This is a genomic window from Bartonella sp. LB28NMGDW (genome assembly GCF_042194435.1).
Taxonomy (GTDB): domain Bacteria; phylum Pseudomonadota; class Alphaproteobacteria; order Rhizobiales; family Rhizobiaceae; genus Bartonella; species Bartonella grahamii.
The window spans coordinates 148563-160977 of sequence record NZ_JBHIMX010000004.1; the positions used below are offsets into that span (position 1 = coordinate 148563).

General features: G+C 33.8%; 11 protein-coding genes, 1 tRNA gene and 2 pseudogenes. 10 read left to right on the forward strand and 4 right to left on the reverse strand.

Annotated elements, in window-relative coordinates:
• Positions 1–553: 553 nt before the first annotated feature.
• Entirely contained in the window at positions 554–676 is a 123-nt protein-coding gene (locus ACFIKG_RS04170; RefSeq protein WP_375625722.1) for a hypothetical protein, read from the reverse strand.
• A gap of 1483 nt (positions 677–2159) precedes the next feature.
• Here ACFIKG_RS04170 and ACFIKG_RS04175 point away from each other — a divergent pair.
• Positions 2160–2614: pseudogene (locus tag ACFIKG_RS04175) on the forward strand (integrase); the annotation flags it as partial.
• An 849-nt stretch (positions 2615–3463) separates the two neighbouring features.
• Here ACFIKG_RS04175 and ACFIKG_RS04180 read toward each other — a convergent pair.
• Positions 3464–4126 (reverse strand): lysozyme, encoded by a 663-nt coding sequence (locus ACFIKG_RS04180; protein ID WP_012754682.1) that lies wholly within the window; start codon positions 4124–4126, stop codon positions 3464–3466.
• 1033 nt (positions 4127–5159) lie between these two features.
• Between ACFIKG_RS04180 and ACFIKG_RS04185 the strand changes: the two genes are divergently transcribed.
• On the forward strand, positions 5160–5363 hold the full coding sequence (locus ACFIKG_RS04185) for a helix-turn-helix transcriptional regulator (RefSeq protein ID WP_375651817.1): 204 nt from the start codon (positions 5160–5162) through the stop codon (positions 5361–5363).
• A gap of 102 nt (positions 5364–5465) precedes the next feature.
• On the opposite strand, the gene ACFIKG_RS04190 is transcribed toward ACFIKG_RS04185, so the two are convergent.
• A tRNA-Thr gene (locus tag ACFIKG_RS04190) sits at positions 5466–5538 on the reverse strand.
• A 454-nt stretch (positions 5539–5992) separates the two neighbouring features.
• Here ACFIKG_RS04190 and ACFIKG_RS04195 point away from each other — a divergent pair.
• Positions 5993–6196: a SlyX family protein gene (locus ACFIKG_RS04195; RefSeq protein ID WP_375626827.1), complete on the forward strand. Its 204-nt coding sequence runs from the start codon at positions 5993–5995 to the stop codon at positions 6194–6196.
• 570 nt (positions 6197–6766) lie between these two features.
• Here the strand turns inward: ACFIKG_RS04195 and ACFIKG_RS04200 are convergent.
• Complete coding sequence (locus ACFIKG_RS04200; protein WP_375626851.1) at positions 6767–7105, reverse strand: hypothetical protein; 339 nt, start codon at positions 7103–7105, stop codon at positions 6767–6769.
• A 168-nt stretch (positions 7106–7273) separates the two neighbouring features.
• On the opposite strand from ACFIKG_RS04200, the gene ACFIKG_RS04205 reads away from it, so the two are divergent.
• The 7 genes and pseudogenes from ACFIKG_RS04205 to ACFIKG_RS04235 form a co-directional block, all read left to right on the forward strand.
• Positions 7274–8701: an amino acid permease gene (locus tag ACFIKG_RS04205; protein ID WP_375626823.1), complete on the forward strand. Its 1428-nt coding sequence runs from the start codon at positions 7274–7276 to the stop codon at positions 8699–8701.
• Between the two features lie 40 nt (positions 8702–8741).
• Positions 8742–9422, forward strand: coding sequence for an energy-coupling factor ABC transporter ATP-binding protein (locus ACFIKG_RS04210; RefSeq protein ID WP_012754688.1), 681 nt, complete (start codon positions 8742–8744; stop codon positions 9420–9422).
• A complete protein-coding gene (locus ACFIKG_RS04215) occupies positions 9419–10057 on the forward strand; it encodes an energy-coupling factor transporter transmembrane component T family protein (RefSeq protein WP_375651818.1) in 639 nt (212 codons plus the stop codon). The genes ACFIKG_RS04210 and ACFIKG_RS04215 overlap by 4 nt, the downstream gene beginning before the upstream one ends.
• 15 nt (positions 10058–10072) lie before the next feature.
• Positions 10073–10642: a biotin transporter BioY gene (locus tag ACFIKG_RS04220; RefSeq protein WP_375626819.1), complete on the forward strand. Its 570-nt coding sequence runs from the start codon at positions 10073–10075 to the stop codon at positions 10640–10642.
• Positions 10643–10898: 256 nt separating this feature from the next.
• Positions 10899–11453 (forward strand): biotin transporter BioY, encoded by a 555-nt coding sequence (locus ACFIKG_RS04225; protein WP_375651819.1) that lies wholly within the window; start codon positions 10899–10901, stop codon positions 11451–11453.
• A 70-nt stretch (positions 11454–11523) separates the two neighbouring features.
• Positions 11524–11622, forward strand: a pseudogene (locus ACFIKG_RS04230) (SMI1/KNR4 family protein); the annotation flags it as partial.
• Between the two features lie 5 nt (positions 11623–11627).
• Positions 11628–12415, forward strand: a 788-nt coding sequence (locus tag ACFIKG_RS04235) for a DUF6990 domain-containing protein (protein ID WP_375651820.1), incomplete at its 3' end; no start/stop codon positions are given.

Consider the following 12415-nt stretch of genomic DNA (forward strand, 5'->3'; position numbering starts at 1 on the left):
TAGATCTAATAAATAATATTTCTATAATCTATATATTATTTATATTAATTTTATTGGGTAATTATTATATGGATATGATATTGTTTTTATGGAGTACATTTTTAAGCAATGAAAAAAATACCCATACAATCTTTAAAAAAGCTCGTTTACTGAGAGCAAGACTGCGTGAATTAATGTTTTTCTTTCTTATTTTCTTGCATCCTCAATGAGTTATGATGTTTTTGAACTGGCGAACATATTAGGAAGCAGTTAAATATTTTTTGTATAGTATGTCATTGCTAACACTGTTTATGCTTTCTCTATTGATTTCATAATTTGTTAAAAAAATCCAGTTTGTTTTTATTACAGATGGGGTCGTTAGGTATTCCTAATGATACAAATTGGCATAGAACGTTTTGTTCTATAAGGGATTTAACAATTGCATCTCTAGGCTTCTCCATTGATACTATGCTCTTCATAGACAACAACAGATTGGTGAGATTGGCATAACTCTAGCACAGATATATTATCTCAAAGTTGAATTGTTGGCACACTTGTAAACGTTGGGATAACTTTATGTTTTTTGAAGCTCTACAGCAATATCAAGACAAATCTGAACAGGTTCTTCAGTAGCAAGTAAGAGAACATCTTTCCCTTTTTTAAACAGAAGTTTTTCTGATATCAATTTTTGCAGCATTTTTGTGAATATTCATAACAGCGCGCTTTCCTAAACTTATATAAGCGGGTACAGGATTACTCAGAGTGGAAAAAATTACAGTTTCCATTTGATCGAATTACTCTCATAAGTAATTGGATAATATTTACTTTATCGCTGAATAAAAAAGAAAATTTTTTCTTTCTTTAAATAGAGGATGTGTTGTCATCTAGCCAATAGGGATAGTTTGCGAGCAATTTGTTCGATGCAAGACAACTTAACATTGCAGTTACTTTTTATCACTTGAAGCTGTGAAAAGAAGGCTAAGATAGATAAAAGAATGTAAAAAATGAGGGATACATTTTAAAATAAAAAATTATAATTATGTTAATTCCACACCAGTTGCTGCTGATATTGGTAACAAAAGAAATTTGACTAAAAAAATTATCAAAATTATTGAGGACATTCCTCATAGCATGTAGACTAAATCTTTTTGTTGGTATGGGTGGGATTTTCTTTGAGCAGAAATTGATTCTATCCCCTGAAATTAGCAATAATCTCTCCGGTGATGTCGTAAACTTTTGGGGGATGTTACAACGTCACTATCGTCCTTTTATGAAAAATCTAGCATTTCAGATGAGTAGCTGTGAGGAGTTTCAACGTTTAATACAGTAAGACCCAACAACTCTCACGGATTTAGAATGGGCTTCAAGATTTTTATATTTACAGCGATTAAGTTTTGGAGGGAAGGTAAATCGTACGATGAGAGTTGGAATCCGTCGTAGCGCGTGGGTTTAAGTCTTTCCAATTTGAAGGCGTGCTAAAACTTATTTGCCTCTGTTTAGCAGGTGTTAGCATTGAACATTTAAACTGGTCTGATTTTATTGTGCGTTATGATCATCTAAAAAACTTGTTTTATCTTTCACCACTTTATTGTGGTTTTGAAGGTTATTCCAGAAAAGATTTTTATAAGCGGGAGAATTATCAGCTGATGTCTAAGCTGCTTGTATAAATAAAAGGGAGGTTTCTTTTGTCTTTAAACAATATGCTAGAAATTCAAAAAACTTTAGTTAATTTCATAAAAGAGATTACACCATCTTATACAGATTGCTCTTCAAATAATACAATTTCTGGTAAGGAATAGGGCACCACCAATTTTGATTTCTAAAAAAGAAACAATACGCATTAAAGAGTCTTTAAATTTGCGGACTTTTTGAGAATCCTTTCAGAATCTTTTGCAAAAAGTGAACTGATAGAAGATTTGCTATCAAAATATAGAAACTTTTCTAACAAATTACGAATAAATCTAAAAATATATATTACATATAAAAAACAGTATGATACGCTGGCAGACTGGGCTTTAGAAACAAGAATCAAAGTGTATAAAGATGCATAGAGGTGAGATTGGTATGGATCATTTTTATGTTTCAATAAAAATTAAAGAAAAAATTCTATATCAAAAATTTAAGGTGGTTTAAAAGGTGGACGGGCAATGCATAGAAGGATGAACGAGAAGGTGAATTAGGTGAGGGAGATTTATAGATTATCAGCATCTTTTGTATAAAGTGTCTCCTCAAGGTAAATATTGTGATGAAGTAAGACAGTGGTTGAATGTTCAAAAAGATAATACACGCTCTTAATTTTTCCGTTATACACATCACAATAAATGCCGTGAAAGGCACGGTTCTGTTACAAACTTTCTCTAAAAGCAGCATATGAGTTTGCAAGATATTAGAGTGATGTTTTAAAAGAAGGTAATGGTCCCATTTTATTTCAGGAACAAGTTATCTTAAAACAGCAAAGCAATATTTTTCAAGAAACTGCAAAAGCGACTTTTGAAAGCAAAAAAGCAGAGTTAAAAAATGAAGGTAAAAACGGTTTCTGGTTTTCTCCACTAGAGTTGCATGTTATTTCCCACATAGGGAATTTACTACAGAAAAATTAACAGCCAAGATCACTCACAATGTTTTTGCGCCACTTTAGCATGAAAAAGCAGATACCGTGCGGAACTATTTGTCTTATCTTCAACATCATTATTACAATTAGAAAGCTGAAACAACGTCATTCACAAATCACATAAAAGCTGTCCATTGTTCATTATACAATCCCGTGGATTGTTTTTCTTAAGCATGCCAAATCCTATTTTGTTGAAGACAGAACGTTGAGTATCATTAGTTCTTTGAACGACGACAGCAGTGCAATCCGTAAAATCTTTTCTCATCTTCTTTAGTAGGATAACAAAGATGCTCTTGGAATACACCAATAGACTCAATCACTTTATACAAATATAACCTTGTTGAATCCTTTCGCTTCAACTCAGACATCTCCGTCACTCTAATTAAATCCTATCGACCACCAGAGCGTTTTTATCCTTTAAGTTCTTTTACTTTTAATCTGAATATATCGACCTCTTTCAAATCTTTTCATTGATTAATCTTTCAGAGGAATTGTATCCTTAGCACTTTATTTTCCGTTTATGCCTCCAACCACATAGACCAGCACCTTGTTCATTATGTTTTAAATATCTCTCGCCAAATTTGGACTAATCACATTGATATCTTGTCGATTCAAATAAATTGGCAGCCATCCAATACAAGAAGTTCATTCATTCGTCGCGCAGCCAGTTAGAAAGCTTAGTACGCATAGCAGCATCAGTTTTCTTATTAATCTTCATTTTCTACCTTAAGCCGTGTTGTCCTATTTTGAAAGCTTCCTTTGTTTGCTTTTGCTTCTCAACTTGTTTCCCAAGAAAAAAGGCTTTCACTAAAGCTATAAGAAAAGCTGCTATGGTCACTGATGTCATTGTTAGATATTTTTTTATCCATAAGATCATAGGCGGTGTTCTTGAAAGCGTTTAGCAATGTATACCATAGCTGTACAAGCAGCTAAAACCATAATGCCTGCTAAAACCCATTGAACAGGACCATTTCCTGAAAAAAGCCCTCCAAGCCCTGAAAAAGAACCTATGATTGGTGCAAGAGCTTCTACTTTGCAAATACCTGTTACACCTTCTGATTCTACTACATGATAATTTGGAGCAACATGAGATCCTTTCGCCCATAATCCTGCTTCGGCTGCTCGGCGATTGACAAGACCTTGGATACGTTTTCCTCCTACTCTTGTCCATTTTTGTAATTCAGTTGGTACCACTTCATATGCACCTTTATTGAGCTTTTTTAAAAGTGTAGAATTGCAAAAGGCTGTTATTCCTACGTTATAGCAAAATGATACTAATGCCGCGAATTGTTCATTGTTTAAAGGAACGGTAACGGCTTTTTCAACAACGAGTTCACACTCTCTCAAATCCTGACAAAGGATTTTTTCAGCTTCTTTTTCCGTAATTTGCATGTCTTTGTGGACGCTTGGAGCACCAGCAGCATTTGTATGTCCATAACCAATTGTCCATACACCACCAGAATATTCATAAGCCGATAAACGTAAGCCTTCCAATTGCTTAATCAATGCAAGCCCTTCTTTTGATATTTTTCGCATTATTCTTACCTATAAAAAAACCTACACAAAGCAGGATATGAATCGAAAACTTACATCTACTCATTTTTAAGAACAGAACAGCGAAAGGGCATAATAAATTCAAAATCTCCATAGTGAGTTATGTTAAAATCCATATCGTTTTTTGAACAAATATTATGCTAAACACCATTCATTTTGCAGCAATTGATCTCCATCTCAAGATAATAACTTTATAATAGATCCATTTATAGTCAGATAGATTTTACTCATAAATTCTTACAGTTGATCCAGAATGATTTAGAAGAACTTTACTTAAAAAACTTCAATAATCCTGATGAAAAAAAGCATTTTTTAACAAAAAAATAAGAGATATAATAAGTAATGAAATAATAGGTATTGATTTTCAAGTAATTGCATAACCCATAAATTACACCATAGAACTATTTTCATAAAAACAAAAAAACATTACAGTTGAATATTATAGATCTACAAATTATCTTAGAATCAACACGATATACACGTAACGTATTATACATATTTAATAAAAAAATCTATAGTGAATTTAACTATTATTTATTTTTTCCTCTAATTGCTTAATTTTCTTAAAAATATCTTTATGAAGGATTTTAAATAAAATGTTATATAAAACATAATCGATATTTTCTCCCTCTCTAGTAGTCTGTTTCCAACTAAAACAATATAGTAATGGACCAATGATATTGGATAGTGTTGTAAAGAATATTGTATTGTAATAAACTTGAACGATGATTTCGGTTTCATATATTTTTTCCATATGAATAACGCTTTCGTCTTTTTCATATGAAGCGTTTTATGGGGCATTTGAGGCCAATGGTATCATCTTTGTCTAGTGATGTATTGGCTACGTTTCCAGAAGCGTCTTAAACAAATCAATCAAGCTATTGAAATCTTTTTAGAGGCAATAATACAAGAGATACAAAAGATTTTAACAAAAAGCCGCTTGAAGATATGGGAGGTTCTCTCCTCCTAGCATCTCCGCCCATTTACATAACATAAAAAAGAGAAAGGTAATGAGATGATATTTGATGATGGCGATAGATATGTAACAACCCGTGAATGTGTACAGCTTTTTAGTGTATCCACAACAACGATTCGCAATTGGGTGCTTCAGGGGTTGTTTCCGGAGCCATATAAGCTAGGGAGAGCGGTGAGGTGGAGAAAGAAAGAGATCTTAGCCTTTACTCCAGAGAAAAATACGGAGCAAATAACAACAGATTAGGTAAAATTGTATAAACGGTAGAAGGTGGTCTAAAAGGTGGTTTTCAAACAGATAATTAAATAAAAAATCTGGATGTTCTAATATGATAAAGAGAAAATGCGGTGCCGCATGCCGGATTCGAACCAGCGACCCCATCATTACGAATGATGTGCTCTACCAACTGAGCTAATGCGGCATAGGTTTGTAAATCAATGAGACAAAACTAATTTGAGGGTAATAGCTAAAAGTACGTATAAAAGCAAGAATGCATTTTTTCAATAATTTATAAAATATGATAATAATTTGCAGGAGAAGTATGTAAAAGTCAGAGGACAGTATTCTTTGATCTTAATACTATAAATGCTTTCCAATTTACGATAGCACTCAAATTAAGAAGCTAGGAATGTAGATCTTGAGGATGGAAAAAGGTGTCAAGATAACTTAGTAAAGATAAAAACATTTTCTGATTCTTAAGAAAGAAATTTGTTGAATAAGTGATTAGGAAAATAAAGATCATTATAAACCCTTTATAATGTGAAAATAAGATGAGTAGAATTAGTTGAAAAGTTACTTCTTATTTTTATGGGAAGAAAAAGGGGGAGGATTAATAAAATTAATCACGTTTTTTTATTTAAGATGGAGTAAGAATCATGTCGGATGAAGATCGGCTGATAGAACTAGAAATGAAGCTAGCTTACCAAGAAAAATTCATTGAGGAGCTTTCTCTAGTAGTAACTAATCAATGGAAAATTTTGGATGAGATATCTAAAAAAGTTGATGTTTTAGCGAGGCGATTTTCAGATTTAAAAGAACAGAGTGTTACTGAAGCTGTTGTTTTACCATTTTCTCAATAGGGAGAAGGTGCTTAAAAATTCTTCTGCTAATAGTCTCTTGGATTTTTTTAGATGTAATAGGGTGGATATCACAATGGGAGGAAGCTGCGAAATATTCTTTATTACAATTGCAATTATTTACAGATTAGTTTTTATTTAACGCATTTAGTTAGACTTGTAGAATAATTTTTATAAGCTTCTTCCTTAATTTCAAGAAGTTCTAATTTTATAAAGAGTGCTGATATTAGAAGACGTTTTTTATATGTGATTTCTAGTATTAAAATTAAGAAAAGTTTTTGTGGAGTATAGAGAAGTATCCATAAAAATATATGAACTTCAATATGTTAAGTTTTTTCTGTACAGAGTTTTCTATAGATGGGAGTTAGATTTATTCGCTACTTTTTTAAATTGATACAAATGAAGTGATGTTATCGTTATCTATAGAAATTATAAGTGAGCGCATATATTTATAATAAAGCGTTTTAATCCATTTTGATGATCAAGTGATTTGCAGTTGTTTTAATAGGGTGAGGTGCTCTAAGCGATATCGGTTGTGTATAGTATAAAGAGCTCTAGAAGTCTTTTTCAAGATTAAATGTATTCTTCGTTATATGTACATGACATTTTGTGAAAAGGTTTTTGTTTTTCGTAATTTAAGATATAAAATACTATTGCTAAAGCACCAAAGATAGACCATGCTGGTAAATAAGTGAGAGTAATGCAAATTGAAGATAGAAAATCAGGCATTACCTTGCATAGAGATTGGTTAAGGTGATAGACATCTGTTTGCAGAAGGTTTGTTAAAATTTTATTAAAGGGGGTTGTTGTCCAATGTGATGTGATTACAGAGTGTGCGTTATCAATGACCAATGCTATAATAGTTAGTGTAACGAAAATGAAGGACATTAATTTAAATAAATGGTGGAGCATATTTTTTCTTAAAACTTCAACGGGGCATATATATATATAATGCACAAAAAAATAAGGGGTTGCATTATGATAAGAAAATAATTTTACGTTTGTTTTGTGTTTTTTGAAAAAGGTGCCTGATTTTTCGATAAAAGTTGAAGTTAGGTTCAACAAAAGTAATGAGGCATGATGTCTGAAAAAAAGCACAATGAATTGAAGCGTAGCCTTCAAAATCGCCATATTCAAATGATTGCTTTGGGTGGCGTTATTGGGACAGGACTTTTTTATGGGTCAACCGAGGCAATTCAATTAGCTGGTCCCTCAGTCATTTTATCTTATCTTGTCGGCGGGCTTATTATGTATTTCATTATGCGAATGCTTGGTGAAATGTCAGTAGAAGAGCCGTCTTCAGGAGCATTTAGTTTTTTTGCTTATAAATATTGGGGGAGATTAGCTGGTTTCATAACAGGTTGGAATTATTGGTTTCTTTATATTCTTGTGAGCATGGCTGAACTTACAGTGATAGGTTTTTATCTTGATCATTGGATTTTGATTGATCATTGGAAAGCATCTTTCATTGTTCTTTTATTTGTTACATTCATTAACTTGTTTAATGTTCGTTTTTATGGAGAATTTGAATTTGCTTGCGCTTTGATCAAAGTGGCTGCTGTTATTGGTATGATTATTTTGGGAATTTTTCTCATTGTCACTGAACTAGGGGAAAATCAAGCGAATATTCATTATCTTTGGGACCATGGCGGTTTTTTCCCTTATGGAGCAGTAGGGGTTGTTTTAGCGACTTCTGTAGTAATGTTTTCCTTTGGAGGAACAGAGCTTATTGGTATTGCTGCTGGAGAGGCATCTGATCCACAAAAAACAATTCCAGCGGCTATCCGTCAAGTTATGTGGAGGATTATAATTTTTTATATTGGTTCTATCAGCGTTATTATGATAATCAGCCCTTGGAATATGATTGGAAAAAATGGCAGTCCTTTTGTTACAATTTTCGAGACTATAGGAATTCCTGCTGCTGGTCATATTTTGAATTTTGTGGTGATTATGGCTGCTATTTCTGTTTACAATAGTGGCATTTATTCTAATGGACGTATGCTTTATAGTTTAGCTGTACAAAAAAATGCACCACATATTTTTAGTAAACTGAGTGCTGCTCGTGTTCCTTATATTGCTATCCTTTTTTCATCATTCTGTACGGTGTTGATTGTCGTTTTTAATGCTCTTGTTCCTGATAATAGTTTCATGCGGATCATGGCTCTTGCAACTGCAGCAGCAGTGATTACTTGGGCTATTATTGTTATTGTTCATTTGAAATTTCGCAATGCACATAAGAACAGAAAAGGCAACTTTACTTATGCGTTTGGTTTATATCCTTACGCTAACTATCTTTGTCTCTGCTTTCTTGCTTTATTATTTTGCATTATGTTTATCAGTGGTTTTGGGCAAAATGGATTGATGACTCGACTTTTTGATATGATAGGAATAAGCGTGCCTTTTCTTGAAACATATATTCCTGTACAGATGCCTGATATGAGTTTGGCAGTCATTATTATTCCTCTATGGTGCTTATTATTACTTTTAGGTTATAAACTGAGACGATAGAGAAAGAAGAGCTAATAAAACGGATTGATTGGAATAAATCTTGGGGACTATAAAATTTGATGAGGTAACACAAGTTTTTGGTGATTTGTGTGTTTTAAGGAATATTACTGTACAGCTTACCGAAAAACGAATTGCTGTTATAGGTGCGAATGGTTCTGGAAAAAGTACATTTGTTCGTCTTATTAATGGACTCCAATTACCATCTCACGGTTTTGTAAGCGTTGATGGGCTTGATACCAAGCGCGATGCAAAAGCAGTAAAGCGTAAAGTTGGATTTGTATTTCAGAATCCCGATAATCAGATTGTTTTACCATTAGTTGAAGAGGACTTATCATTTGGTCTCAAAAATTTAAAGCTTAGTAAAGATGAAATTAAGGAGCGTGTAGATGAAATTTTACAGCGCTACGAACTTCAAGACTTCAGAAATCACGCTGTCCATTTATTAAGTGGTGGGCAAAAACAACTCGTTGCTATTTCCGGTGTAGTTGCAATGAAACCAGACTACATTATTTTTGATGAGCCGACGACATTACTTGATTTGCGAAATAAGCATCGCGTTACGCAAGTGATAGAAGAATTACCACAAACGGCAATAGTTGTATCGCATGATTTGGAGTTTTTGAAAAAGTTTGATAGAGTGCTGGTTTTTGATAAGGGGGAGATAGCAATTGATGATGTACCTTTTGTTGCTATCAAGGAGTATATAAGAAGAATGTCATGATCGGTTTATATATTCCAAGGGATACGTTTATTCATAGGTTAAGTCCTGGAGTTAAGTTATTATTTCTTGCGGCGTGTGGAACTTTTATAATAATGGTTTCTTCCATAGCGCTTCTTGGGTTATTTTTGTTGTTGGTCATCTTATTCTATAGAGTCGCCAAGGTCCCTCTCAAAACTGCGATAAAGCAATTTAAATCGATGGGATTGCTTTTGGTTCTTCTATTTGTATTTCAAACTATTTTTAGCGGTTGGCTTACGGGGGTTGAGGTCATATTACGTCTTGTTATCCTCTTTTCTTTATCATCACTTGTTTCATTCACAACAAAAGTTTCAGATATGGTGGATGCAATTGAAGTCTGGCTTCAGCCTTTTTGCTGTTTTGGTATAAATCCATCAAAAGTGAGTATGGTTATTTCTATGGCGATCAGGTTTATTCCTCTTTTGAGTGAAAAGTTTAATGAGGTACATGAAGCACAGCAAGCACGGGGACTTAATACTAACATTGTCGCTCTTGCGATACCTTTAATTATACGAACCATAAGAATGGCTTCAGAAGTGGCTGAAGCATTGGAAGCGCGTTCTTATGATGCTGATACCATTGATACAGCATCTCATAATAATCAAAGTTTTTTATAGTGAAAGAAGAATCAAATGAATACAAAAGATTTAGTTTATATTGCTTTATTTGCCGCTATTTATGCTATTTTAGGACTTTTCCCTTCTATTTATCTTCCTTTTCTTCTAGGGGTACCTATTACAGCTCAATCGATGGGACCGATGCTAGCAGGGTCTATTCTTGGGGCAAAAAGGGGTGCTTTAGCATCACTCCTTTTTCTTGTTCTTGTTGCGATTGGATTACCTCTGTTGCCTGGTGGTCGTGGTGGAATCAGTGTCTTTTCAGGGATTGCAAGTGGTTACTTAATAGGTTTTCCATTTGCTGCATTTTTTATTGGTTTAATGGTAGAATTGTTTTGGCAGCGGTTAAATTTTATAACATTATTTGTGATAAATACTGTTGGTGGCATTGGGATAGTTTATTCTTTTGGTGTTCCATGGACAGCGTATATGACCAAAGTCTCTTTACTGAAGGTTTTAATGGCTTCATCAGGTTTTTTGATAGGCGATTGTTTAAAAGTGTTGATTGCATCCTTTGTTGCACTCGCGATTAAAAGATCTGTTCCTCTCATTCATTCAAAGCATAATAAGAACAAGCTAAAATGAATGTATTATTTTGTTACGCTGTTATTATATAATATTCATGTATCACAATAATTTTACTGAATTTAACCATAGTAATCTATGATGTAATTAAACATTGTAGAATCTAATATGATTTATATAAGTGATATTATTAAAATAAATTATTATAATATTTTTCTCTATATCTAAGGCATTTAAAGTGTACTTTTATAAATCTGATACTTTTTATTAATATAGAACATTAACGAAATATTTTCCATAGTGAAGGAATAATTCAGTGAATACAAAAGACTTAGTTTATATTGCTTTATTTGCCGCTATTTACGCTGTTTTGAGTCTTTTCCCTCCTATTTATCTTCCTTTTTTACTGGGTGTCCCTATTACAGCTCAGTCTATGGCTCCGATGTTAGCAGGCTCTATACTTGGAGCGAAAAGGGGAGCTTTAGCATCACTTCTTTTCCTTATTCTTGTTGCGATTGGATTACCTCTATTGCCTGGTGGTCGTGGTGGAATTAGTGTTTTTTCAGGAGTTACGAGTGGTTATCTGATTAGTTTTCCATTTGCTGCATTTTTTATTGGCTTTATGGTAGAATTGTTTTGGCAGCGGTTAAATTTCATAATATTATTTCTGATAAATACTGTGTGCGGTATTGGGATAGTCTATTCTTTTGGAATACCATGGGTAGCTTATATGACTCAGGTTCCTTTGCTAACAGTTTTAATAAGTTCATTAGGTTTTTTGGCTGGTGGTTTCTTGAAAGTGCTGATTGCATCCTTTGTAGCGTTGACTATTAAGAAAATCGTTCCTCTCATTCATCCGGAAAAGGGGTAGTTCTGTACTGAAGAACAATTTTTGCCAAATGTATGTGGATTAAAAATCGCTACAGAATACCATTCTGTTTTGTCTACTTTATGTCATGTTTCCATTGGGCGATTCTGAATATTACGCTAGCAATTTTTATGAATTCCTTTGCAAAAGAATTAAAGAGCACGCACGGTAATGACGATGCAAACCAAAGATGTCACGGAGATTTTAAAAAGACTGGGCTGGGAGCCTTATCGTGATAACGTGGGTGATACTTTTGCGCATTATCATCTTCCCGATCGCATTATTGGCATTGGCTATGGTGTAAAAAATTATGGAGAGAGTGGCAAAGAGTTTTTGCTTTCGGCTGATCTCACCACCGCTGCTTATTGTCTTGGCTGGGAATATTCTAGAGGTGAAAAATCACAGCGTAAATATGGAGATGTGCTGTTTTACGCGAAGGAGGATTTTAATGTTAAAGCTCCGGATCTTTCCGAAAGCCATATCACAACCGCTTTAAACAAAGTGATTGCATGGGCGCAAGCACAGGATATTGAAAAAAAGTTGTGCGAGGAAGCTACTAATCATTCTGCCGTTGCACAAGCATTACTTGGTGATATGGAGGCTTTAAGGAGTGATAGATCTACTCCAAAACTATCTGTGCCAGAATTTGCTGATTATAAAACAATGACATCGGATGATCGCCTGCTTTTTTTTGCGCAAGCCTATAAAAATGGGGAATTAGACGATATTCTAACGCGCAAAAAAACCAAACAGCGCTCGATAAGCCTCACAGCAGCAATGCGCGTTCTCAAAACACAAGGGTGGTTTTCTACGGAGCCTGGAAAAATGTGGTTGATTTTGCCCGACCGCTTTATTCAATTTGATTTTGGTTTTATACGTCTCCATGACAATTACAATGTCCGTATTGAAGCTGAAATATCTAATGAAATGATTTCTGTCGCTTGTAAATATATTCACTATAGTGG

Bases quoted from the DNA above. Each gene is read 5' to 3' on its own strand.
- ACFIKG_RS04195 (WP_375626827.1), top strand. From the start codon at position 5,993: ATGTCGGATGAAGATCGGCTGATAGAACTAGAAATGAAGCTAGCTTAC.
- ACFIKG_RS04200 (WP_375626851.1), bottom strand. From the start codon at position 7,105: ATGCTCCACCATTTATTTAAATTAATGTCCTTCATTTTCGTTACACTA.
- ACFIKG_RS04215 (WP_375651818.1), top strand. From the start codon at position 9,419: ATGATCGGTTTATATATTCCAAGGGATACGTTTATTCATAGGTTAAGT.
- ACFIKG_RS04185 (WP_375651817.1), top strand. From the start codon at position 5,160: ATGATATTTGATGATGGCGATAGATATGTAACAACCCGTGAATGTGTA.
- ACFIKG_RS04205 (WP_375626823.1), top strand. From the start codon at position 7,274: ATGTCTGAAAAAAAGCACAATGAATTGAAGCGTAGCCTTCAAAATCGC.
- ACFIKG_RS04220 (WP_375626819.1), top strand. From the start codon at position 10,073: ATGAATACAAAAGATTTAGTTTATATTGCTTTATTTGCCGCTATTTAT.
- ACFIKG_RS04180 (WP_012754682.1), bottom strand. From the start codon at position 4,126: ATGCGAAAAATATCAAAAGAAGGGCTTGCATTGATTAAGCAATTGGAA.
- ACFIKG_RS04170 (WP_375625722.1), bottom strand. From the start codon at position 676: ATGCTGCAAAAATTGATATCAGAAAAACTTCTGTTTAAAAAAGGGAAA.